Genomic DNA, 25295 nt, shown 5'->3' with positions numbered 1-25295 from the left:
GAAGAATGACCGGACGAAAAATTATACACATCGATATGGACGCATTCTACGCCTCCGTAGAACAGCGTGATAACCCTGCATTGCGGGGTAAGCCCATTGCCGTGGGCCATGCGGAGGAGCGGGGAGTGGTGGCGGCAGCCAGTTACGAGGCACGGCGTTTCGGGGTGCGTTCTGCCATGTCGTCACTGAAGGCAAAGCGGCTGTGCCCCCAACTTATCTTTATCCCGGGACGGATGGAAGTCTACAAATCCGTTTCCCGCCAGATACACGAAATCTTTCATGAATATACGGATGTCATCGAGCCCATTTCGCTGGACGAGGCTTTTCTGGATGTGACGGAGAATAAACCGGGCATTCCATTGGCTGTAGACATCGCGAAGGAGATAAAGCGGAAGGTGCGGGAGAGGTTGAATCTGGTGGCTTCCGCCGGCATATCCTATAATAAGTTTCTTGCCAAGATAGCCTCGGACTACCGCAAGCCGGACGGGCTTTGCACCATACATCCTGCCCAGGCACTGGACTTTGTTGCCCGGCTGCCCATTGAAAGTTTCTGGGGAGTGGGACCGGTAACGGCGAAGAAGATGCACACTTTGGGGATTCACAACGGGGAACAGCTGCGTATGCAGTCTTTGGAGATGCTGACCCGCGAATTTGGCAAAGTGGGGACAATTTATTATGATTTTGCCCGTGGCATCGATACCCGTCCGGTAGAGGCTGTCCGCATCCGCAAGTCTGTGGGTTGCGAACATACGTTGGAGAAGGACATCAGCAAGCGTTCATCCGTCATTATAGAGCTGTACCATGCGGCAGTGGAGCTGGTGGGGCGACTGGAGCACGCCAATTTCCGCGGGAATACGCTGACGCTGAAAATCAAGTTTCATGATTTTAGCCAGATTACCCGCAGTATGACCCAAGCAAAGGAGCTGGTTGCCCTTGACGTGATTCTGCCTTTGGCAAAGCAATTGCTGCAGGAAGTGGATTATGAACATCATCCTATCCGTTTGATTGGGCTTTCCGTTTCCAACCCCCGTGAAGAGGGGGAGGAGAAAGGAGTCTGGGAACAGCTGAGTTTTGAATTTAGTGACTGGGAGACGGAACATTCAAATAAATAATGCTATATTTGTGTTCAGTATCAAAAAAAGGAAAGTTATGGGCTGTTTTATGAATATCTTGTGGTTGATGTTTGGAGGTATCATCACTGCTGTGGAGTATCTTATTGCAAGTTTATTGATGATGTTCACCATTATTGGCATCCCTTTCGGCATGCAGACCTTGAAAATGGCAAGCCTTGCCTTGTGGCCTTTCGGCAAAGAGGTTCGTAGCGGGGAACGTTCCAACGGTTGCCTCTATGTGCTGATGAATATTCTTTGGATATTCTTGGGCGGCATTTGGATTTGCCTTTCGCACTTGGGATTCGGGTTATTGCTGTGCATCACCATTATAGGCATTCCGTTCGGTATCCAACATTTTAAGCTGGCAGGGCTGGCATTGACTCCTTTCGGGAAGGATATTGTTGCGGCTTGAGCGATTGTGCTGTATCGTTTTTTTATAAATATATGTAAGTATAATTGATGGCGGAGGATGAATGGTGCTTTAATCTTATTGTAATGTGCTTCTGCTTGCATGCTAAATATTTAGCTTTGTGTTTAGCATCCGATTATGGTTCTATTTTTTGTTTTTATTTGAATTATATATAATAATAATTTTATTTTTAAAAGTGAAATGTTATATTTGTCCCATCCTCATTTATAACACTTCACATATATGCGAAAAACACACCTTTACACGCTACTATGCGTCCTATGTTTTCCATCTTTGGTTTGTGCACAACAAGCCGTTTTTGATGAATTCAGAAAAGCGGCAGGAGATTATGCTGCTCTTTACTCCGGTAAGGCAGAGGAAAATTATAACCAGCAGAAGTATCTTAACCATCCCTATTGGAATACGGATGAATTTCGCGAGGGGGCTGTCTGTTATGGCAGATGGCTTTACTCGGATTTGCAGCTCCGTTATGATACCTATAAAAAGAGTCTGATTGTGGTTACTCCGGAGAAACGGATAACCTTGCAGGTAGATATGCGGAAAGTGGATTATTTTGTCATAGAAGGACAGAAGTTTGTACCGCAGGGTGACTGTTTCGCTGCGTTGCTATATGATAGTCCGCAAATGTGCCTGACACAGTATATCGTATCCACAATGGAGTCTCAGGTGAAGAAAAACGATCTTTATTACAGCCGGTTCAAGAAAAAGAGCTATTTCAGTCTTCGCAGTGGCGGAACCGATTATGTGATAACTTCCCGTTCGGGTTTCTTGAAACTTTTTCCTACATACAAGAAGCAGTTGAAGGCTTATTGCCGGAAAGAGCGGCTGGACTTCAAGGAAGATGGCGGTGCCCGGGCAATGACCCGGTTAACGGAATATATTGATTCCTTAATTCATGGAAAATAATATGAAAGCACATAATCTTAAATATACAGTAGCCTTTTTCCTCCTATTGTCGCCTTTCGGCATGTTTGCACAGCAACAGATGGCTACGGACAGCATTTCCATATTCGAATTGATGGATGCAGTAGAAAAGGGCACGTCCTGCCGTGTTTATACAACGATAACGGTTCCTTTTAAAGTGAAGCGGGCAGAGGTGAAGAACCCCACTGCCGAGTACTTGAGAGAGGCTTTGGCAGCTACTATCTATAAGGTGACGGTTTATGGTGACAGAATATTTGTCTTGCCGGAGGTTTTTCTGGCCACCTCGCTGCCACCGGCATTGATGGGGGAAAAGTTGGAGACAGATGAGGAACTATTGCCTTCATATATTCCTGTTGTGAAGTCTTCTTCAGAAAACAAGGTCTATGAGATAGGAAACAAGTACAAGCCTGCCCCCGGAGATATGATAACTTTGACCGGAAGAGTTTCCGACTTTAAGACCGGACAGAATCTGGATGGTATCAACATCATTCATCGAGAGCCGTGGGTAGCTACGACGACCAACCGTCAGGGGGAATTTACCATTGACCTGCCTGCAGGCTATAATATTCTTGAAATCAGTGGGATGAATATCAAAGTGACCCATCGGCAATTTATGCTTTATGGTGAAGGCATTGTCCATATCGAGTTGGAAGAGGAAGACCATATGTTGGATGAGGTGCTTATTGTTTCGGGGCGTATACAGAACGTGAAAAGTGTGCAGTTGGGAATGGAGAAGCTGCAGCCTGCCCTGCTGAAAAACATTCCTACGGCTATGGGTGAGGTGGATGTGCTGAAGATGATACAGACACTTCCCGGCATCAAGACAGTGGGGGAGGCATCAAGCGGTTACAATGTGCGTGGGAGTGCCGCTGACCAGAACCTGCTTCTTTTCAATAACGGAACGATTTATAACCCCAATCATCTTTTCGGTTTTTTCACGGCTTTTAATTCGGACATGATAAAGGATGCGGAACTTTATAAGAGCAGTATCCCCAGCCAGTATGGCGGGCGTATCGCTTCCGTACTGAACATCACCAGCAAGGAGGCGAACAAGGAAAAGTTTACCGGTTCTGCAGGTATCGGGCTTGTGACCAGTAAGTTGAATCTCGAGATTCCCATCATTAAGGAAAAGACTTCCCTTCTGCTGAGTGGACGTACGACCTATTCGGACTGGATAATGAAGACATTGCCCAACAAAAGCGGGTATCGTGATGGGAAAGCCGGTTTCTATGATTTGGGGACTGTCTTCTCGCATACGGTGAACGAGCGCAACAAGCTGAATGTCTATGGCTATTATAGTCACGACCGTTTTGCCTTTAATGACAATGAGAAGTATGCCTACAACAATATGAATTTCTCGGCAAACTGGAGGACTGTCTTTGCAGAAAAGCTGACCGGAAACTTCTCTTTCGGTTATGACCACTACGATTACCGAAATGATGAAACGGTGGAGGAAGCGTCTGCCGCACGGCTGTCTTTTGCCATTAACCAATGGTTTGGAAAAGCGGACTTTCTTTATCAAGCCGGCAATAGCCATGCGGTGAACTTCGGTTTGATGAGCCAGCTGTATAATGTGAATTCCGGGACCTACGAGCCGGTGGGGCCTAATTCGCTGGTAAGATATGATGAACTGCAAAAGGATAAAGCACTGGAAAGTGCCGTTTATATAGGGGATGAATGGGATATAACTTCCAGGCTCTCCATCAATGCGGGTATACGCTATTCTATGCTCAATGCTTTGGGACCGCGCACTTACTATACATATCAGGAAGGTATACTGCCCTCCATGTCTTCGGTGGCGGATTCTATCACGGCGGGGAATGGAAAGGTCATCAAGACCTATCACGGACCGGAATTCAGAGTGTCGGCACGTTATGCCTTTACAGATGATTTTTCCGTAAAGGCCGGTTTCAATACGATGAGGCAGTATATCCATAAGGTATCGAATACTGCCGTTATGTCTCCTACAGATACCTGGAAGCTGAGCGACCCCAATATCAAGCCTCAACGTGGCTGGCAGGTGGCGGCAGGCGCCTACTATAATACGCCGGGGCAACTTCTGGAATTATCTGTAGAAGGATATTACAAAAAGCTGATTGATTATCTGGATTATCGCAGTTCCGCCCAAATCCTGATGAACCACCATCTGGAGACGGATGTCATCAATACGGAGGGATATGCTTACGGCGTGGAATTCCAGGTGAAAAAACCGGCTGGAAAACTGAACGGGTGGATGAGCTATACTTATTCGCGCACTTTCTTGCGTCAGAATGATCCGCGCATAGCCCGTCCCATCAATGGTGGAGAATGGTATCCGACCGAGTATGACAAGCCGCATGACTTCAAGCTTGTAGGCAATTACAAGTTTACCCGCCGTTACAGCATGTCTTTCAATATGGATTACAGTACGGGCCGTCCCACCACAATTCCTGCCGGGCAATACTACGACCAGGGTCTGAAGAAAATGCAGGTTTACTATACCGACCGTAACAGTTATCGTGTTCCCGACTATTTCCGTATGGATTTGTCGTTCAATATTGAACCCAGTCACCACCTGACATTGTTGACCCACAGTTCCCTTTCTTTCGGTATCTATAACCTGACCGGAAGGAAGAATGTGTACTCTGTCTATTTTGTGTCCGAGGAGGGTAGGATTCAAGGATACAAGATGTCCATATTCGGTGCTCCCATTCCTTTTGTTACTTATAATATTAAATTCTGAAAGGGTATGAAGAATAAAGTATATTGGGTGATATGTATATGTCCGTTATGGTTGTTCCTTAGTAATTGTGTGGATAAGTTCAATGCCCACTTGCCGGAAAGTAGTATCGGCCTTCTCATAGTTGAAGGTAGTATAATATCGGATAGTGCTGTCGTGTTTTCTTTGAGCCGTTCCTTTTCCTTGGATGTGGAAGGGGTTCCTCCTGATTTCAATAAGGTGGATGCTGAAGTTTGTGTAACCGGTGAGGATGGCTCCAGTTTTAGGGGTGTTGCGTTGGGTAATGGAAAGTACCGGGTTGCTGTCGGAACATTGCATAGGGATGTCCGCTATAGCTTAAAGATTGTCTATGAGGGAGATATCTATACTTCCGAACCTCAATATCCGATAGGGACGGAAAGCATAGACGATGTCACCTACGAACAGCAAGGGGAGTATGGTGATGTCAGTATCCGTTTCTCTATGCAAAGCAAAGATGCTGCATGTTATTCTTGGAGTTATGAAGAAGATTGGGAGGTTAGAGCAGTATACAATCCTATGTGTGCTTATGATCCCGATACAGACAAGGTTGTTGATTATGATGCCAGACCATACTCACGCGGATGGTGTCACAGTGAATCGTCCGAGATAATAATAGGTAATATGGAAATAAACAAGGATAATCGTGTAAAGGATAAGTGTCTCTATTCCATTGAAGCAGACGATATTTGTTTTTCTTGCTATTACAGTACTATAGTGAAACAACGTAAGATTTCGAAGGGTGAATATGAATATTATCAGGAGAAAATAAAGCTTAATGAGGAGATGGGCGGGTTGTTTGTTCCCCAGCCTTCGGAATTGCCGTCGAACATTAGATGTGAAAGCTCAAATAAACAGGCCATTGGATATGTTGGTGTCAGTTTGAATGTGGCGGAATATCGCATTTTCATTTCTACAGATGATATACAATATAGGCTTCCTGAGGGGTATTGTCAGGGAGCGAAAGGACTGAAAGAAGAGTATACATTTTTAGATTTATACTTGATGGGGTATACCATTGCATATCCGGACCCGGACCCACGTACGGGATTCAAAGGTTATGCATGGGTTTCTGGAGGTTGTACAGACGTACGCTATTTAGGTGCCAGCTTGGAAAAGCCTTCCTTCTGGCCAGTTGAAATCAATCTGTTTTAATAAGAAAAAGCGATGAATAATGCAAAATATATAGTAACATGGATATGCTTGTTGTGGCTCACTATTGGCAGTTGTGTGGATAAATTCAATGCGCACTTGCCGGAGAGTAGTACGAGGGTGCTTATAGTTGAAGGTAACATCATATCAGATAGTACAGTCGTTTTTTCCTTGAGCTGTTCCTTTCCTTTGAATGTAGAAGGAATTCCTCAAGATTATAACAAGATAGATGCAGAAGTCAGTGTAGTAGGAAGTGATGGTTCTTGCTTTAATGGCACCTCTTTGGGAGATGGAAAATACCAAGTTGTAATTGGCTCTTTGAATAAAGATGCCAGCTATAGTCTGAAAATTGTGTATGAAGGGGATATTTATACTTCGGAGCCTCAATATCCATTGGAGACAGAAACAATAAATGACGTTACCTACGAGCAACCGGAAAAATACGGTGACATCTCTATCCGCTTTTCTATGCGGAGTGAAGATGGCGGATGTTATTTCTGGAGTTACGAGGAAGATTGGGAAGTGAGGGCAGTATATAATCCCAAGTTCCGTTATGACCCTACCACTGATGAGGTGGTTGATTTTGATGCTACACCATATGCACGGGGATGGTGTCATGATAAGTCGGCTAAAATCATAGTAGGTAATATAGGAACAAATAAGGATGCTCAATTGAAGGATAAGTGGCTCTATTCTATAAAGGCGGATAATAACCGTGTCTTTCATCATTATAGCACTTTGGTGAAACAGCGTAAGATTTCGAGGGGCGAGTACGAATATTATCAGGAGAAAATAAAAATCAATGAAGAAATGGGTGGATTGTTTATTCCTCAGCCTTCGGAACTTCCTACGAATATTATTTGCAACAATTCAGGCAAAAATGTAGTTGGTTATGTGGGAGTTAGCATGAATGTGGCAAAATATCGTATTTTCATTTCTGCCGATGATATATATTATAGGTTTCCTGACGGTTATTGCCAAGAATTTAGAGGTTGGGCAGATTCGTACATGGATTTATATGTGATGGGATATGCTATTGCTTATCCATTGATGGTAGGTTATGCATGGGTTTCCGGAGGTTGTACAGACGTACGCTATTTAGGTGCCAGCTTGGAAAAGCCTTCCTTCTGGCCGGATGAAATGAATTAATATTGAAATGATATGAAGAGAGTGATATTTTGTATTATAGGTTGGGTTCTTGTATTGGGATTACACGCTCAAATTGTTGAGAATATGCGTATTTATACAGACAAGGACTGCTATGTGGCTGGAGAAGATTTGTGGATAAAAGTTTGTGTGACGGATTCCTTGTCTCGTGGAAGCGTATTAAGCAAAGTAGCTTATGTAGAGATAAGTGACACGAAGCTGGTATACGCACAAGGTAAAATCGACTTGCAGAACGGGAATGGATGGGGACGTATCAGACTTCCGCAAGTCATGCATACCGGAGCTTACCAACTGACGGCATATACGCGTTATATGAGGAACTATCCTATGGCTTGTTTCCCAAAGAAGTATATAGCCTTGCTTAATACTGTTCAGACAACAGAGGAGGATAATGTGGAACTTTTCACGGATTCCATTACCGTTTCACAAGCTTCCGGCAATCAGCTTTCCGGAGCGGACTTATGGACAGATAAATCGGTCTATGGGAACCGGAGTAAAGTAGCCTTGACATTACCCAATCTGCCTGCTGATGTCAAGGAGCTTACTCTGTCCGTAGTACGAAAAGACTATGTGCTAAAGGGGTTTCCAATATCAGCCGACGGGCAGAAGAACTATACAAGTGTTCCGGAACGGTCATTTGCTGCAGAGTGTGAAGGGCATATTGTAACCGGCAGGCTGATGGGAGCGCCTGCTGACAATGTAAATGCACGTCTGGCATGTGTGGGCAAGGATATTCGTGTCTTTGGCGGACAGCCTAAGGCTGACGCTATTTATGCTTTTTATACGACCGGAATAACGGATATGCAGGAGATTGTATTAACTGCATTACCGGAGGAGGAAAGTCCCTGCCGATTGGAGCTTGTTTCTCCTTTTGTCGGGGTGTTGGCGGAAAAACTTCCTAAGGTCTGTGTGTCATTTCGGAAAGAAGACTTGATAGAGCGTGGTTTCAGCGCGCAATTACATTCTCTTTTGCCGGTAGATTCTTCGTATAGCAAGAGTATATTGCAACAACTTTATGATTTTGTTCCCGCTTCTACTTATAATCTGGATGAGTATGTTCGTTTCAGGACTGTGAGGGATGTTTTTGTGGAATTTGTCAAGGGAATACGTATCAGTCAGCTGGAAGGTAAAGATGTCATCCGGATACTGCAACCGGATATAAGGAGATTCAGTAATATGAAAACACTGGTGTTGTTAGACGGGATTCCATTTGATGACCATGAAACCATTCTGAACTATGATGCCCGTTTGATACACTATATATATCGTTATACCGGCAAATATACTTTTGGTGGGGAGTTGTATGATGGAATTGTTTCGTTTATAACCCATCGGGGAACATTGCCTGATATACGTTTGGATAAGAATTCACAGATGTTTTCTTATGAGTTTCCACAAAAGAGAATCGCATTTGTTGCTCCATCATACAATTCAGAGAAACAAGCCGGTTCTCGCTTACCGGATTTTCGGCATACACTTTATTGGAATCCGGAGATAACTTCCGCTATGGGTACACTCAACTTTTATACTTCGGATATGAACGGAATATATATAATTACCCTACAAGGAATTTCGGTTGACGGTAGGGAGATAAGGATGCAAAGCGAGTTTGTTGTTGGTGCTAACCATTAGTATAGATGGATAAAAAAGAAAAAGGGCAGAGAACTGAAAAGTTCCCTGCCCTTTATTCATTGTATTTAAAGGTGTTTTTTTACATGGTTACGAGGGACTGCTTTGCAAGCAGCTTTTGTAGTTTACCGTTCAGTGTTTGACACATTGTTCCATTACCCCTTGCCTGATAGCGTTTGATTTGGTACTGTAACATAAAAATTTCATTTGCATTCTTTTTCATAATTCTCATCTTTTTGTGCTCTCCGCGTTTCGGAAAGCGGGTTTTTACATCTTTTCTTTTATCTTATAACGTTGCAAAGATACGAAATGTTTGCGAGAAATGTGTTTTATAACATAAAAAATAGCCATTCATCCTTTATTCTCTTTAGAAATACTAGATTTTGCAATCTATATATGACAAATATGTTACGCAAGTTTCGCAAACTCTTCCTTGTTTTATACCTTTGTAAAAAGGAATATTTTAGTATGGAGAATATTGTCAGAACAATAAGAGCTTATTATCCGGTTTCAGATGAAGCATTGGCAGCATTGACACATGGTTTTGAAAAGCAAGTGTTTCCTGCCAAAACACTTATTATCCGTGCAGGACAATTTGATAGGCAAGTCCACTTCATAGAGAAGGGAATGACACGCTCGTACACCTTGCACGATGGAAAAGAAATAACGACATGGTTCTCTATGGAAGGTGATGTAGCTTGTGGCTCGTGGGATTTATATAGGAACAAAGCAGGCTTTGAATACGTGGAAACATTGGAAGAAACACTGGTCTATTCTATTTCCATTGAAACGCTTAATGAGTTGTATAAGTCAGATATAGATATTGCAAATTGGATGAGGGTGTTACAACAGGAAAATTTTCTTCGCTTACAAGATATTCATATATCTCGCCTCAACTTGTCTGCGTATGAGCGTTATGAAAAATTAATGAGTGAGTGTCCGGCCCTTTTTCATAGAGTGACTTTGGGACATATCGCTTCTTTCCTTGGCATTACACAACAATCATTGAGTCGTATTAGGGCAAAGGGGTATTTTTTAACATAGGATAAATTCCTATACATTAGAGTTTTGTATTTTTGTCCGCAAAAACAGAATACGTATGAAAACAGAATATGAAAAGTGCATGGCTGGCGAACCTTTTATAGGAAGTAGGGATCCGAAAATAGTGGAGATGATTTTGCGTACAAAACGTCTCCTGGCACAATTCAATGCCACAGATTATGCCGATAGCAAGCGCAGGAGAGAGTTGTTGTGTGAGATGTTGGGACATGTAGGCAAGAATGTGCATGTGGATATTGACTTCCATTGTGAATGTGGCAAGCATATTTTTATGGGCGACAAGGTAATTGTCAACATGAATTGTACCTTTGTGGACAACAATCGTATTGACATAGGTAGCAACGTCCTGATAGCCTCTAATGTACAGATATATACGGCAACCCATTCTACCAAAGTAGATGAACGTATGGTGCAGGACTGTCCGGAAGGACAAGAAATCTGCCGTACGTATGCCTTACCTGTACGAATAGAGGATGGAGTATGGATTGGTGGAGGGGTTGTCATTTTGCCTGGTGTCACCATCGGGAGGAACAGCGTTATCGGGGCGGGGAGTGTGGTTACCCGTTCTATTCCTGCGAATTGTGTGGCGGTGGGAAATCCTTGTCGTGTGATAAAACAGATTGATAATATAGTATCTGTATGAGCATGTGTTGAGTAAATGTATTATCTTTGCATATATTACCATGTAAACAAGAGAGACTATATACTTATGGGGAAATTGGTGGAACTTTGGCGGAGTCCTTATCCTACGTTTTATCAACGCTGGAAGGCAGTAGTGATACCTTCGGCCATTATTTTTCTGATATTATATATACTTCAGCCGTTCGGTATTTCCCGGATAAAGGGAAGTGTGTTTGGGGTGGTTGCCGGTTCTGCATTGATTGCGGCAGGTGCTTCGGGAGTTTTCACCTATTTGCTTCCGGCATTATTTCCTGCTTATTACAAGGAGCAGAACTGGACATTGGGTAAGCATGTGTTGAATTTGCTGCTGATGTTGTTGCTGATAGCAGTGGGGATTTGGGCCTATCAATCATGGTTGATGGGAATGTGGTTGGACAAGCGGTTGTTCTTTCTGGCTTTGTCTTGGGTAATGGTGCTGGCACCTTTTCCTACCATATTTTTTCTGATGTGGAACCGCAATTTGCAACTGACCCGCAATCTGAAAGAAGCTATGGAGATGAACGGTCACCTTTCAAGGAGAATATCCCCGGAAGTTGGGATAGCGAGCTTGGAAGACAAGGTATTTTCCTCGGAAGAAGCGTTGGTGTTTGCCGGTGGCACCAAAGAAATGCTGAAAGTAAAGGCCGGAGATTTCCTTTATGCAGAGGCAAAGGGGAATTACGTAAAAGTAGGTTACCGTTCAGATTCGGATAAAGAAAAGAAAATTACATGGAGATTGTTGCGTGCCACCATGAAGCAGGCAGAGGAAGCTGTCTCTGCTTGCCCTTTTATTATCCGTTGCCATAGGGCCTTTCTTGTAAACATCCGGATGGTGGTGAAAGTAGATGGAAACTCTCAGGGATATAAGCTGAATCTGGAGGGTTGCGAAGAAGAGGTTCCGGTTTCACGCGCATACGCCAAAGAGGTGAAAGCATTGATTGAAAATCGGACAAAGAGTTAGTCACTCGTCACAGAAATACGTTGTTCGTCACAAAGAGTTTGTTGGTTGTCACATATCCGGGCTGTCTGTCCCGGATATTTTTTTGTCTGTTACTCTTCCTTTATGTTTGCAGCAGGAAACGAAACAAATGTAAAGATATGAAACGGGAAACAGTCTTTTGGATATTGGGCATACTACTTTCTACACAGCCTTCCGTAGCGCAGAAATCAGTGACCGATACAGTACGTCTGAATTTTAATATAGACAGTGTCGCTTTGGAAGAAGTAGTGGTAAAAGGAGCCAGAACTCCTGCTGCCAACAGCCGTTGGAGCGATATGCATCCGGTGGAACTGGTCACGGTGGGCGGTGCGAACGGTGATTTATACAAGGCATTGCAGACTTTGCCCGGTACGCAAGTGCAGGGTGAAACCGGTGAATTGCTGGTACGTGGTGGAGGCAGTTACGAGACGCAGACTTTTATTGATGGAATGCATGTACTGAATCCCTATACTTCGAACGGAATAAATACCCCTGCTCGCAGCCGTTACTCTACATTTATGTTCAGTGGGGTAAACCTTGCTTCGGGAGGCGCTTCACAAGAATATGGAGAAGCGCTTTCGGCAGTCTTGCCATTGGAAACAAAAGATTACAGCAAGGTCGATAAAGTCGGAGTGAACGCTTCCGTTGTCGGTGTTGGTGGAGGGGGCACAAAGACTTTTGACAGAGGATCCTTGTCTGTTGACTTGAATTATCAGAACCTGGGTTTGTATGACAAGGTTTATTCGGGCAGGAGGGATTTCGAGGAGCCTTACCGGATGTTTTCCGGAGCTGTCCAGTTCCGTTATACTCTTGATGAAAGAGTGGTATGGAAGGTTTACGCACAATACGACCGGACGGACTTTTCCACTTACGAAGGGGATAACCGCAGATTGTTCGGGCTGGGTGAAGACAATATCTATGTAAATGCAACCTTTCGCAGGCATACTTCCGGAGAGTGGAGTTGGTTTGCAGGGGCGGCCTATTCTTACTATAACCGGAGAATCGGAGGAGCAGTTGTTTCGGGTGATAACTGGCTGGAACGTCAGCAAGAGACGCATCTGAAGGCTAAAGTTTCCAAACGGCTGTCATCGGTATTCCGCCTGGATATGGGGATAGAGAGCTATATCCGCAATTACAGGAATCATTATCTGTTGTGCGGGACGGATGACAGCAATCGCATGTCGCCTACCATTGGTGCGGGTTTCTTTTCGATGGCTTATTATCCGATGGAACAATTGAAGATGGAGTTTTCTTTTCGCACGGAATACACTTCTCCGAACCGTAAGATGAATTTCTCTCCCCGGCTGGCGGCGAACTATTATTGGGGAAACATGATGCTGTCGGGGATTGTAGGGCGATACACACAGTTGCCCGAGAACAACTGTCTGGTGCGTCGGCCGCAGTTGATGTCGGAAGTATGTATGCAGTACAATTTGGGCATTCAGTACGACTATGAAGGGCGTTTCTGTAAAGCTGAACTTTATTATAAGGATTATGACCGTCTGGCATTGGAGGAAACGGATGCCGATACGAAAGCTGTATTCTTGACCTCCAACGGTTATGGACACAGCAAAGGCATAGACTTGTTCTTCCGTGATAGAGCGTCCTTCAAGAATCTGGAATACCAGTTATCCTATACCTATAATATAGCCAAACGTAAATATCGGGAGTATCCGGAACTGACTACTCCTCAGTATGCCACACGGCATAATGCAGCCTGGGTGGTGAAGTATTCCTTGCCCCGCCTGCATTCCATTGTCAGCGTGACCGACCGTTTCAGTAGCGGACGTCCTTATCATAACCCCATGCTGCCGGGTCTGATGAACGATGAAGTGAAGCCTTATAACAGTCTGGATTTGGGTGTGACCTTCCTGGTAAGCAAGAAGGTAATTATCCATGCTTCCGCCAGCAATATCCTTTGCCGGAAGAATGAGTTCGGTAAGGTGGATAACAAGGCTGTCCTGGCTTCCAGCGACCATTTTTTCTATGTAGGAGTATATGTGACTTTAGGCAAGAAGGCCGCCTACGATGTATCCAATTTTTAGACAATAACCCTTTTTAAATAAACAAAGATGAAAGCAATGATTATTTTTTTAGTATTTGTAATGCAAAGTGCCGTCCAGCTGCTCTTTGCCCAGAACCTGACTATTGAAGTGTGTGACATTGAAAAGGTGGAGGGGCATCTCTATGTCGCCATCTACAATTCGGAAGAAACATTCATGAAGAAACCCTTGACCGCCTTCCGGATAGATGTGAAAGATACGTCGCTCTCCATTCCTTGCCAGGGGTTACCTGCGGGTACGTATGCCATTTCGTTGTTTCAAGACGAGAACGGAAACGGGAAACTGGATACTGCCGTTTTCGGCATTCCTACAGAGAAGTACGGGTTCAGCAATGATGCTCAAGGCGTTATGGGCCCGCCGTCTTATGACAAATGCAGCTTCACTTTTTCCGGAGACACGACTTTGGTGATACATCTGAAGTAGGGTGATTATGTAAGTAAAAACGGGAATTAATTTTCTTTTGCGGACGATTTACACTATTTTTGTGGCTCAACCTTAATAATTGCATTATGAAACGAGTTGCACGACTTCTGGGATTTCTCGGACTGGTATGTTTGCTTGCCTCTTGCGGCAAACGTTCTTTCATTACAGACACTTCTTACCGCCAACGTGTGGAGCAAGACTTCAATCAAAAAAAAGAAAGGTTGCCGCAGGGCGATTTGTTTGCCATATTCGATACGGACTTGACGTCGTACGAACGCGAAGCTTTGGAGTTCCTTTATGCCTATATGCCTTTGGCAGACATTGCCGATTATTCCGGAGAATTTCATCTGATGAACGTGCGCGCCTCCCAAAAGGCTGCCGATGAGATGCCTTGGGGAAAAGTTATTCCTGAGGATTTGTTTCGTCATTTTGTACTTCCGGTGCGGGTCAACAATGAGCATCTGGACAGTGCACGGGTAGTGTTTTACGAAGAACTGAAGAATCGTGTCAAGTCTCTGTCCCTCTATGATGCCATTCTGGAGGTGAACCACTGGTGCCACGAGAAGGCTATCTATACTCCCTCCGATGCCCGTACCAGTTCGCCTTTGGCAACGGTACGCACGGCATACGGGCGTTGTGGCGAGGAATCTACCTTGCTGGTTGCCGCCTTGCGTTCGGTGGGTATCCCTGCCCGTCAGGTCTACACACCCCGGTGGGCGCATACCGACGACAATCATGCGTGGGTAGAAGCATGGGCAGACGGGAAATGGTATTTTCTTGGAGCCTGCGAACCCGAACCGGTACTCAACCTTGGTTGGTTCAATGCTCCGGCCAGTCGCGGTATGCTGATGCATACCAAGGTCTTCGGACGTTATGAAGGAGCGGAGGAAGTGATGTCTGTCACTCCTACTTATACGGAAATCAATGTAATCGGTAACTATGCACCGACGGCTAAGGCCACAGTTACGGTCATGGACGGACATGGAAATCCGGTGTCTGATGCTTGTGTGGAGTTCAAGCTCTATAATTATGCGGAGTTCTATACTGTAGCCCGGAAGCAGACCGATGCAGAGGGAAAGGCTTTTTTGACGGCCGGTAAGGGTGACATGCTGGTATGGGCTTCCAAAGACGGAAAATTCGGCTATGCCAAACTGTCTTTCGGTAAGGACCATGAACTGGCTGTGAAGATGGATAAGACTGCCGGCGGCGGCCATGCGGTAGATTTTGAACTTGTGCCGCCCCCCGAAAATGCGGAGTTGCCGGCGGTTACGCCCGAACAGCGTGCGGCGAATGACCGCCGCATGGTCCATGAAGATTCCATCCGCAACGCTTATGTGTCTATGTTCATGACGGATGAGACGGCGCGTTATTTTGCCCGGCGGTACAAGCTCGACGAAGATGCCGTTTCACGGATACTGGTCGCTTCTAGAGGAAACCATCGGGTCATTGCCGACTTCATGGCACGGTTGCGCTCTGAAAAGTCCAAAAGAGGAGGTCTGGACCTGCTCCAACGGATTTCGGCAAAAGACCTCCGCGACGTTACACTGGAAGTTCTGATGGACCACATGCAATCCCGTATGTGCAAGAATGCCGACCATTTCCGCAGATATGTGCGCAATCCACGCGTAAGCAACGAGATGCTGACCCCCTATAAAGGATTTTTCAAGAAAGCCGTCTCAAAGGAAGATGCTGAGGCATACAAGGCAGAACCGATGAAACTGGTGGCATGGGTGGCCCAAAATATCCGGGTAGACAATGACTGTAATTTGGGAGGGGCTCCCATTTCTCCGGAAGGGGTCTGGAAGGCCCGTGTGGCTGATGCCCATAGTCGTGACATTTTCTTCGTCTCCATGGCACGCAGCATGGCAATCCCTGCCCGTATCAACGGAGTGACCGGCAAAGTACAGTTGATAGGGGATGATGGTGCGATGGATGTGGACTTGAACCATCATCCGGAAGAGCCGGTCTTTATGGCAGAAGGAATTGCTTCGAAGGGAAAGTTGGTGGCTTCCTATAAGCCTATCCGTTCGTTGGATAACCCGAAATACTATTCTCATTTCACTCTTTCCAAACAGACCCCGCAGGGCAGTTTGCAATTGCTTTCCTATGACGAAGGCGATGCAGATATGGGCGGCGGTACTACATGGAGCAATCTTCTGAAGGAAGGAACAGCTCTGGAGGCCGGAGATTATGTTTTGGTGACCGGTACACGCCTTGCCAGCGGTGCGGTACTTTCTAAAACCACCTTTTTCAATATTCTGCCGGAGAAGACAACGGAAATTGAATTGGTGATGCGCGAGAGCGAGGATGAGGTGCAGGTTATCGGGAACTTTAATTCGGAGTCTCTCTTCACTCCGCTGCCGGACGCCGGCTCCGCAGCCCGGCAGAGTCTGCTGCAGGCTTGTGGGCGCGGTTACTTTGTCGTAGGCATTCTGGGTGTCAATCAAGAGCCAACCAATCATGCGTTGCGCGACATCGCTTCATTCAAGGCTGATTTGGAGAAGTGGGGGCGTAAGATGGTGTTGCTGTTCCCTAATGAGGCCAAAGCCGGCAAGTTCGCCCGCGAGTCATTCCCCGATTTGCCCTCTACCATTATTTATGGTATAGATACGGACGGTATCGCTGCGCAGATTGCAGAAAGCATGAAGTTGAAGCACAAAGAGAGCCTGCCGATATTCATCATAGCCGATACTTTCAATCGGGTGGTCTTTGTATCGCAAGGATATACCATCGGACTGGGAGAACAACTGATGAAGACAATAAAGGGGTTATAGGGCTTTCTGCCATGAATTGTAAATAGTAATCGTCAAATAGTAAATCATCCGATGCCTGTTATCGAAATATCATCTTTAACCCATCCCGGTGTGGAGATATTCAGTACCCTTACCGAAGCCCAGTTACGCAATCGCCTTGAGCCGGACAAAGGGCTGTTTATAGCTGAGAGTCCTAAGGTTATCAAGGTGGCTCTGGATGCCGGCTACGAGCCTTTGGCCTTTTTGTGTGAGCACAAGCACATCTATGGGGATGCTGCTGAAATCATTGAGCGTTGTGGCGATATACCCGTCTACACAAGCGGTAGGGAATTGCTTGCCGAGCTGACCGGCTACGTTTTGACGCGTGGTGTTCTTTGTGCCATGCGCCGTCCGGTTCCGAAGAGTATGGAGGACGTCTGCCGGGGAGCCCGGCGTATTGTGGTTATCGACGGGGTGGTGGATACCACCAATATTGGGGCCATCTTCCGTTCGGCGGCAGCTCTTGGCATGGATGCTGTGCTGTTGACGCGTAATTCCTGCGATCCTCTGAACCGTCGTGCGGTCCGGGTTTCAATGGGAACGGTTTTTCTTGTGCCGTGGACGTGGATGGACGGTCCTCTGGATACGCTCGGTGAGTTGGGTTTCCGCACGGCGGCCATGGCGCTTACGGACAATTCCATTTCCATAGACAATCCCGTTTTGAAGACCGAGCCCCGGTTGGCTATTGTGATGGGTACTGAGGGAGATGGTCTTTCGCACGAAGCGATTGCGGGAGCCGACTATGTGGTTCGTATCCCCATGGCGCACGGTGTAGATTCGCTGAACGTGGCGGCCGCAGCGGCTGTTGCTTTCTGGCAACTTCGCGTTTAGAAGTGATAACTCAAAAAAGCATATATTATGTTGGCATATACTTATATTGAACACGGAAAGTTCGGATTGCTTGAGAAACCGATACCGGTATTGGAAGATGCACGTGATGCTATTGTGCGGGTGACACTGGGTAGCATATGCACCAGTGACTTGCATATAAAGCATGGAAGTGTACCGCGCGCCGTACCCGGAATTACGGTAGGACACGAAATGGTGGGCATCGTAGAGCAGGTGGGTGCCGAAGTTGAGTCGGTAAAGCCCGGCGACCGTGTGACTGTGAATGTGGAGACTTTTTGTGGTAAATGTTTCTTTTGTCGTCACGGATATGTGAACAACTGTACCGACACTAATGGCGGTTGGGCTTTGGGGTGCCGTATCGATGGCGGCCAGGCGGAATATGTACGTGTGCCTTATGCCGACCAGGGACTGAACCGTATTCCCGATACGGTAAGCGACGAGCAGGCGCTCTTGGTAGGCGATGTGTTGGCCACCGGCTTCTGGGCTGCCCGTATCTCCGAAATAACCGAGGAAGACACTGTACTCATCATCGGTGCCGGGCCGACGGGTATTTGTACCCTGCTTTGTTCCATGCTGAAGAAGCCCCGTCGCATTATTGTCTGCGAGCAGTCGGCCGAAAGAATCCGTTTTGTCCGCGAGCATTATCCGGAGGTGCTGGTCATTGGGCCGGAAAACTGCAAAGACTTTGTGAGGAAGCATAGCGACCATGGTGGGGCAGATGTCGTACTTGAAGTTGCCGGCACGGAAGATACTTTCCGCTTGGCATGGGAGTGTGCCCGTCCCAATGCCATTGTCACCATTGTGGCGCTTTATGACCAGCCTCAGTTATTGCCCTTGCCGGAGATGTATGGCAAGAATCTTGTCTTCAAGACCGGTGGTGTGGATGGGTGCGATTGTGCCGAGATACTGCGCCTGATAGCGGCGGGACAGATAGATACCACACCGCTTATCACACATCGTTTCTCGTTGGAGGAAATTGACGAAGCCTACCGTATTTTTGAGAATAGGCTGGAGGGGGTGATAAAGGTGGCGATTGTGGGTAGATAGAAAAAGAGGATAGCCAATGAAGGCTATCCTCTTTTTCTATGTAATTATTTACTTGCTACTTACTTGCTCAAAGCTTGAGCCACGTCAACCGCACAAGCCACTGTACATCCTACCATCGGGTTGTTACCGATGCCGAGGAATCCCATCATTTCCACGTGAGCAGGAACTGATGAAGAACCAGCGAACTGAGCATCTGAGTGCATACGACCCATGGTGTCCGTCATACGTAAACTTGTGACGGTTTAGAAATGTATATGTTGTTGTAATATATTGTAATATAGTGTATTATACTCTATTTGATATTGAATTAAATAGATGTCTGTGACGGTAATTTATGTATTCCGTCACTGTGACGTCACAAATTATGGAATATGATAAATAAGAGTAACTATACATTATCATTTACTGTTAGGGCAAGTAAAATGAATAAGGCAGGTAAAGCGCCAATTGAGGTATTAATAGCTGTGGGTGATGAAAGAACTGTATTCTCAACTGGTAAGTTAGTTGCATTGGAGAATTGGAATAAAGATAAACAGTGTGTACGTGGTACGAATTCTGAGGCTGTAGTATTGAATGAATTTCTAAAGAGTTTGAGAGTACGAATTTATGAGGAAGAGATTAAGTTAGTGAAGCATGGATTTGCTATAACAGCTATGTTACTTCGTGATGCCTTATTAAATAAGGTGGAACTGATAAAGGAAGAAACTATTCTTAACGTTTATAAGAGACATAATGAAATGCAGCATAAACAGATTGGCTGTGGAATATCTAAAGGGACATACGCTAATTCAAAGCATGGCTTATCACTTCTTGAGAAATTTATTCAATCTAAATATAATCGTGATGATATGTTCTTAAGAGAATTAAATCGTGATTTCATTGAAGAATACCGTATATGGTTGCTATCAGAACATGGATTATCTCAGAATGGGGCAGTGAAGTATTTATCACTATTAAAGAAGGTGGTAAATCGTGCTGTTGCTAATAATAAGATTGCATTTAATCCATTTGCATCATATAAATTGGAGCGGCAAGAGGTATCTCCTGATTTCTTGAATGAAGATGAACTGCGCAGAATTATAAACTTTAATTCTCCTTTACCCAGACTTGAGCGGACGAGGGATATGTTCTTATTTGCGTGTTATACTGGCTTATCATACATTGATGTTAAAACATTGAAGGTTGAACATTTAGAACGTGATAATCAAGGAAGAATGTGGATTAAGAAGAAGAGGGTAAAGACTGGTGTTCTTGCTCGTATTCCATTATTACCTAATGCTAAAATGTTGATTGATAAGTATGCAGGTGGAGATACCTTAATGCCTATATATTCAGATAAGGATATAAATCTATATTTGAAGGATATAGCTATTCTATGTCACATAGATAAACGAATAACCTATCATACAGCAAGACACACATTTGCAAGTACGGTTACTTTAGCTAATAATATATCCTTAATTGTGGTGTCTAAAATGTTGGGACATTCTAATACACGAATGACTGAACATTATGCTAAATTAGTTGATAAGTGTATAGGTGAAGAAATGGATAAGTTAATGGGGACATTCTGTACTAAGGAATGATGTAATGAAGCATTTACTCTAATTTATAATGCCGCTCTGTTGCATAATGGAGTGGCATTATTTATCTTTACGGCACTAATACAGATATGACATGATAACCTACTCAATACCAATTCCAGAGTTGAGGACGTTAGAGCCTATACTGGCAGAATGCTTTGGCTACAGACGTGCCATGTTCTTAAATGAACTACAAGCAGCATACCACCTTCATTACCCTAATGGGGCAGGTGAGGAGATAGTTTCCAAGTATCGTATGCCATTCCCGTATCTGGATGAATACGCGGTGGATAACGGTGCTTTTGACTATCACCGCTATGCCCCCAGACCAGCCTCAACAAGTACACTGTTTGATGCTGCCAGTTTCATCATGGATACAGAGCACGAAGTATTCATAACCCTATCCAATGATAAGATACTGACTGAAATATTGGAACTTCTGGAGGAGTATGGCGTATCAGATGAAGATGAAGTAATAGGAATATCCCTTCTGTTTGTAGCTGCCATATATGACAAGCATGTAAAGGATGAACTTCATACGGAGATTGCCATTTCAGAGAATACACTTCCGTATCTGGAACAAGTCCGTCCAGAAATGCTGAAGCTGTTTGAGTTATTGAACACCAAGAGATACTCACCTTCCAGAAAGGAGGAGGTAAGGGCACTAAATTCCATCACCATTGATAACGGGGTAAAGAAGATTAGGCTTGACAACTCCTGCTATTGGCTGACTGACTTGCTTGACAACTACCTGCATATTTACTTGGGAGTTGACAGTCTGGAAGAGGCGCAAGCGGAATTGAAGGAGGTGTATTCAGAAAGGAAAGGCAGGAAAGCCAATAATGCAGCCTGCAACTTAATCATGTACGGTACATTCCATCTCTTGCAGAAGTGTTCAGCCTTAAAGACCAGAAGCGAGCAGATACGTATGACTTTAGGCTACATGGAGATATTATTTGAAGCGGACAGTTTCAATAATGACGAGAACTACACCAATGCCGCTATAGCCTACTTGGTGAAGCAAGGCTACAAACCGCAATGGAAGCCCAAGCGGATAGAGGACTACAATTTCTCTCCCAATAATCAATCCACAGAATACCTCTGGTAAGCAATATGCTGCCAATCCTCACAGACTACCATGTAATCACGTGGTAGTTTTTTATATCCTTATAATATCTAACTATTTGGCTATCTTATATATAAAGAATACCCTTCAAATCGCATTCTATTCTTTATAACCCACCTTCTAAGTATTTCCCAACTTTGCAACGTAATCAGAAACGATAAGGCGCCAAGTTGAAGATTGCACCAATTTATAAACTTAATTATTAATTTAAATTTAAACAATTATGAAGAAAATTTATTTACAAATTAATATTGTAGCTAATAATGAAGTAAGAAACATAGCTTTCGCTAAGGGTATTAATCGTTCCATCAACTTGGGCAATGTAGAGAAGATATTAGCCATGATGAAGGTCAAAGGCTACAGAAAGGCAGAGCAGATACAAGTCATTAAGGCGGAAGATGTAATTAAAACTGGCGATATTAGCTTGGTTGATATTAATGGGCAAGATATAAAGCCGGAAGATGCTGCCAAATATTTCCTTGTATTGGACGGTCAGCATAGGGTTATTGCCGCAGCCCTCTATAATGAATGGGCAGCGGAGAACGGAAAGGAAACGATAGATGTCCCTGCCATTGAAGTTGAATTGCAAGGGAATGAAACCATTGCCGAATATATCAACGAGATTAATATTACCAAGAAGGAATGGACTACCCCAGATTATGTACGTGGTGCAGCCAATATTAACCCAGACAGTGAATTCCTGCAACGGTATAACGAACTGATAAAGAGCGAGAAGAACCCAGACGGTTATCCAATCTCAACACTGAACCTTATCTTTTGTGGCAATAATAACGCCATATCAAAGTCTGACTTCTCTCTATTATGCTCTGGGAAGGATGAGAAAGGAAAGAAGGTGAAGAAGCCTATCATTCCAGCCTATAATATGGAGATAGGCAACAAGTTCATCCAAATCTGCAAGGATAAAGGCTTTGATGACAAGGATATTGCCAAGAGACACCTAATTCAGCAATTTAATAATATCAAAACAACTGCGGGAGACGCCAACGAAGCTATTAAGATATTCCAGACCATCACCCAGAATGACAAGGCGGCAATGTTCAATACGCATGGAAATCTGGATGAGAGTTTGGTGATGGAGCAGTTCAAGAAGATAAGAGAACGGAATGGCAATCCTATTATCATTCCAGTTGAAGGGACTGGGACAGCCTCCACTGATGCAGATGAGGACATTCCTTATCTGGAAGCGGAAGAAGTCCGCTAATAAGAACCGGAGCCAATGTGAGAGGTTGGCTCTTCTGCTCCCAATTCTTCCAGAGTGGTGAATTTCCCCCATATAATAAGGTGGTTTACCCTAATAATTGAAGTTGAGAGTAATCTGTAGTCTGATTATTGGGGTCACAGATAGCTGTTTTCCAATCACCAAGTAGAAATGATGATAGAGTTGAAATTCCCAGAAAGTGGTGAATTCCCTCTATATAAAACGGTCAGTTACCCCAGTATTCAGAGTTTAGGATTATTTAAAGTCCAATAATTAGGGTCACAGGTAACATATTTAAAATCACAAAAGATAACTTATGATAAAGTTAGATATTCAAGAACGGGACGGTTTCCTCATTATGGACGACTTCCCAAAGAATTGCATCTTCAACAAGGTAAAGACGGGATGCGGTGCTACTACAATAGCGCTTACCAATGACGAGAATTACATTATTGCCGTACCTACAACAGAGCTGGTAATCAATAAGTGCTACCCACCTAAGGATAAAGACGGCAGGGACATTGCTTGGAAGAAGTCACAAATCCAAGCAGGCGTAAGTCCTACTAATGACAGACTGTTTGGTTTATATGGCAAGTTCACTAAGATAGTACAAATCCAGTTGAACAAGTTTCTTGCTAAGGACGGAGTTAAGAAGATAATCTGTACGTATGACAAGGTGGATAAACTGATTGACCTCATTAATCCGCTTGAATTCAAGATACTTGTGGATGAGTACCACAATTTGTTAAAGCAGTATGGCTTTAGGACAAAGGTAATAAATCAGATTATAGAGAAGTTCAAATGCTTCAAGTCTCATTGCTTCTTAACTGCAACTCCTATCCCAGAGCGATTTAAGCCCAAAGTATTTGCCGAAATGAAGGAATATATTGCCAACTGGCAGATAGTGGATAAGATTACAATCTACCCCTGCCCATGTGTCAAAGCAAGCACTACAGCAGCTAATGTTATCAAGCATTATAAAGACAACGGTCACTTTGTGTTGGACGGGATTAAGAGTGAGGAGGCATATTTCTTTGTCAACAGCGTAAGGGAGATTAAGGAGATACTTGAACAAGCCAAGCTGACCAATGATGAGTGCAGGATTATATGCGCTGACGACGAGATGAACCATTACAAGCTGGAAGGCTTTGAAATCTCCAGTTCAACAGCCCCAGTTAAACGGTTTACATTCGTGACCTGCAAGGCATTTGAAGGAGTGGACTATTATTCAGAGACGGCAATATGCTTTATCGTCAGTGACGGCTACAACAAGCATACCCTAATCAGCATTGACATGGATATTCCCCAGATTGCAGGACGTATCAGAACCAAGTCCAACCCTTTCAGAAACAAGATAGTCCATATCTTCAATGCAAAGGCTGTCAACTACTACGTTCCGTTTGATGTGATGGAGGAGAGGATAGAGGACGAACTTGCTACTGCTCGCAGAAGGGTGGAGCAACTGAATAGGGAGACTGATATAAAGATATTAAAGCAGCAGGATAAGGAGTTTGAAAGACTGGGCGTCCATACATATATCATCAAGAAGGATGGCAGATACGAAGTCAATGACATGGTTGCCCAGTTAAAGCTCTACCAACACTGGACTACACATATAGTATATAGGTCGTCCGAAGCACTGCAAGAGGCTTATAAGGAATTGGGGATGACAGTAACCAAAGGGTATGAGTGGAGTATCGCAGATGACAGTGCAGTAAAGGATGCTCTCAAACCGCCACAATTCAGAGACCGCCTCAAACGCTTCTGTGACTTGAAGGAGAAGCTTTCCCTAACGGACAATGAGCAACGGGAATTAAGGGTGATAACAGATAAATATCCATTCTTGGAGCAGGGATATAAACAGCTTGGGCAGACGTTGAGAAGGTATAGAACCATAAAGGAAATTAAGGCATTGATTGAGTAGGATTGAACTCCAGACTATTAAACGGGTCTGGAGTTTCTTGTTATACCCCAACTCAAATTAGGCAGTGTCTAAATAGTACCCCCTCCCTTCCAGATACGGGAACTCTTTCCATACAGTTACCAAGACTGCATAAAGTGCAATTATCAGCCAGAAAGCAGGCATGAGGTGTATATTATGCGCTTTATTGTCATGTTACTCCTACGTCCCTCACCTCTCTTAGATGGGAAATGAACGGTTTAACGCAATCGCATTCCAGACCGCAAACGCTTTGGCTACGGTATTACTGGCTACTACAGTAATGTCTGTGTATTACAGAGCACAATTGCGGAAGTCTATGGGGCATTACGCTATAAAGCGTGCTATTCCCTTTAATTCACTTATTACTAACCAATAAATTATCGCTTATGGAAGATTTAAAGG

The 25295-nt window shown here is 44.4% G+C and carries 20 protein-coding genes and 1 pseudogene; 19 read left to right on the top strand and 2 right to left on the bottom strand.

The genetic code is table 11. The features are described 5' to 3' along the window. The first annotated feature begins 5 nt into the window (after positions 1–5). From dinB to DW800_RS15070, 7 genes are all read left to right on the top strand, one after another. Positions 6–1112: a DNA polymerase IV gene (dinB, locus tag DW800_RS15100; RefSeq protein WP_044469011.1), complete on the top strand. Its 1107-nt coding sequence runs from the start codon at positions 6–8 to the stop codon at positions 1110–1112. Between the two features lie 37 nt (positions 1113–1149). Next, a complete protein-coding gene (locus tag DW800_RS15095; RefSeq protein ID WP_005832831.1) occupies positions 1150–1524 on the top strand; it encodes a YccF domain-containing protein in 375 nt (124 codons plus the stop codon). Positions 1525–1764: 240 nt separating this feature from the next. After that, complete coding sequence (locus DW800_RS15090; RefSeq protein ID WP_117703238.1) at positions 1765–2448, top strand: hypothetical protein; 684 nt, start codon at positions 1765–1767, stop codon at positions 2446–2448. 1 nt (position 2449) lies between these two features. Continuing rightward, positions 2450–5188 (top strand): TonB-dependent receptor domain-containing protein, encoded by a 2739-nt coding sequence (locus tag DW800_RS15085; protein ID WP_117680915.1) that lies wholly within the window; start codon positions 2450–2452, stop codon positions 5186–5188. Between the two features lie 6 nt (positions 5189–5194). Continuing rightward, on the top strand, positions 5195–6358 hold the full coding sequence (locus DW800_RS15080; RefSeq protein ID WP_117680900.1) for a DUF4249 domain-containing protein: 1164 nt from the start codon (positions 5195–5197) through the stop codon (positions 6356–6358). 12 nt (positions 6359–6370) lie between these two features. Further along, positions 6371–7504, top strand: a complete 1134-nt coding sequence (locus DW800_RS15075) for a DUF4249 domain-containing protein (RefSeq protein WP_117680899.1) — start codon at positions 6371–6373, stop codon at positions 7502–7504. Positions 7505–7588: 84 nt separating this feature from the next. Next, positions 7589–9154, top strand: coding sequence for a hypothetical protein (locus DW800_RS15070; RefSeq protein ID WP_227224322.1), 1566 nt, complete (start codon positions 7589–7591; stop codon positions 9152–9154). Positions 9155–9233: 79 nt separating this feature from the next. Here DW800_RS15070 and DW800_RS19690 read toward each other — a convergent pair whose 3' ends face one another. Continuing rightward, entirely contained in the window at positions 9234–9374 is a 141-nt protein-coding gene (locus DW800_RS19690) for a hypothetical protein (protein ID WP_016272872.1), read from the bottom strand. 245 nt (positions 9375–9619) lie between these two features. Here DW800_RS19690 and DW800_RS15065 point away from each other — a divergent pair, with 245 nt between their 5' ends. The 8 genes from DW800_RS15065 (at position 9620) to DW800_RS15030 (ending at position 19023) form a co-directional block, all read left to right on the top strand. After that, a complete protein-coding gene (locus DW800_RS15065; protein WP_016272871.1) occupies positions 9620–10195 on the top strand; it encodes a Crp/Fnr family transcriptional regulator in 576 nt (191 codons plus the stop codon). Between the two features lie 55 nt (positions 10196–10250). Further along, positions 10251–10853: a sugar O-acetyltransferase gene (locus DW800_RS15060; protein WP_016272870.1), complete on the top strand. Its 603-nt coding sequence runs from the start codon at positions 10251–10253 to the stop codon at positions 10851–10853. Between the two features lie 66 nt (positions 10854–10919). Beyond that, the gene (locus DW800_RS15055; RefSeq protein WP_044467922.1) at positions 10920–11831 is read left to right on the top strand and encodes a LytTR family DNA-binding domain-containing protein; all 912 of its coding nucleotides are present in this window, start codon (positions 10920–10922) and stop codon (positions 11829–11831) included. A 137-nt stretch (positions 11832–11968) separates the two neighbouring features. Then, positions 11969–13894, top strand: a complete 1926-nt coding sequence (locus DW800_RS15050; RefSeq protein ID WP_117703237.1) for a TonB-dependent receptor plug domain-containing protein — start codon at positions 11969–11971, stop codon at positions 13892–13894. 27 nt (positions 13895–13921) lie between these two features. Next, positions 13922–14335: a DUF2141 domain-containing protein gene (locus tag DW800_RS15045; RefSeq protein ID WP_117703236.1), complete on the top strand. Its 414-nt coding sequence runs from the start codon at positions 13922–13924 to the stop codon at positions 14333–14335. Between the two features lie 86 nt (positions 14336–14421). Beyond that, positions 14422–17109 (top strand): transglutaminase domain-containing protein, encoded by a 2688-nt coding sequence (locus DW800_RS15040; RefSeq protein ID WP_117703235.1) that lies wholly within the window; start codon positions 14422–14424, stop codon positions 17107–17109. 51 nt (positions 17110–17160) lie between these two features. After that, the gene (locus tag DW800_RS15035; RefSeq protein WP_008665308.1) at positions 17161–17958 is read left to right on the top strand and encodes a TrmH family RNA methyltransferase; all 798 of its coding nucleotides are present in this window, start codon (positions 17161–17163) and stop codon (positions 17956–17958) included. A gap of 27 nt (positions 17959–17985) precedes the next feature. After that, the gene (locus DW800_RS15030; RefSeq protein ID WP_005832802.1) at positions 17986–19023 is read left to right on the top strand and encodes an alcohol dehydrogenase; all 1038 of its coding nucleotides are present in this window, start codon (positions 17986–17988) and stop codon (positions 19021–19023) included. 59 nt (positions 19024–19082) lie between these two features. Here the strand turns inward: DW800_RS15030 and DW800_RS15025 are convergent. Continuing rightward, positions 19083–19256: pseudogene (locus DW800_RS15025) on the bottom strand (GGGtGRT protein); the annotation flags it as partial. A 138-nt stretch (positions 19257–19394) separates the two neighbouring features. Here DW800_RS15025 and DW800_RS15020 point away from each other — a divergent pair. The 4 genes from DW800_RS15020 to DW800_RS15005 all read left to right on the top strand — a co-directional run bounded on the left by DW800_RS15020 (position 19395) and on the right by DW800_RS15005 (position 24875). Continuing rightward, positions 19395–20609, top strand: a complete 1215-nt coding sequence (locus DW800_RS15020; protein WP_117601706.1) for a site-specific integrase — start codon at positions 19395–19397, stop codon at positions 20607–20609. Positions 20610–20700: 91 nt separating this feature from the next. Beyond that, on the top strand, positions 20701–21714 hold the full coding sequence (locus tag DW800_RS15015; protein ID WP_008665359.1) for a hypothetical protein: 1014 nt from the start codon (positions 20701–20703) through the stop codon (positions 21712–21714). 241 nt (positions 21715–21955) lie between these two features. After that, positions 21956–22954, top strand: coding sequence for a hypothetical protein (locus tag DW800_RS15010; RefSeq protein ID WP_117703234.1), 999 nt, complete (start codon positions 21956–21958; stop codon positions 22952–22954). Between the two features lie 313 nt (positions 22955–23267). Continuing rightward, positions 23268–24875 carry a hypothetical protein gene (locus DW800_RS15005; protein WP_008665363.1) on the top strand — a complete coding sequence of 536 codons (1608 nt, stop codon included), beginning with the start codon at positions 23268–23270 and terminating at the stop codon, positions 24873–24875. Positions 24876–25295: the final 420 nt, after the last annotated feature.

Origin of the sequence: Bacteroides sp. AM32-11AC, assembly GCF_003603515.1 — a bacterium.
Taxonomy (GTDB): Bacteria; Bacteroidota; Bacteroidia; order Bacteroidales; family Bacteroidaceae; genus Bacteroides; species Bacteroides uniformis.
Note: the sequence above shows the minus strand (reverse complement) of the source record. Positions and strands in the feature narration are given on the sequence as shown.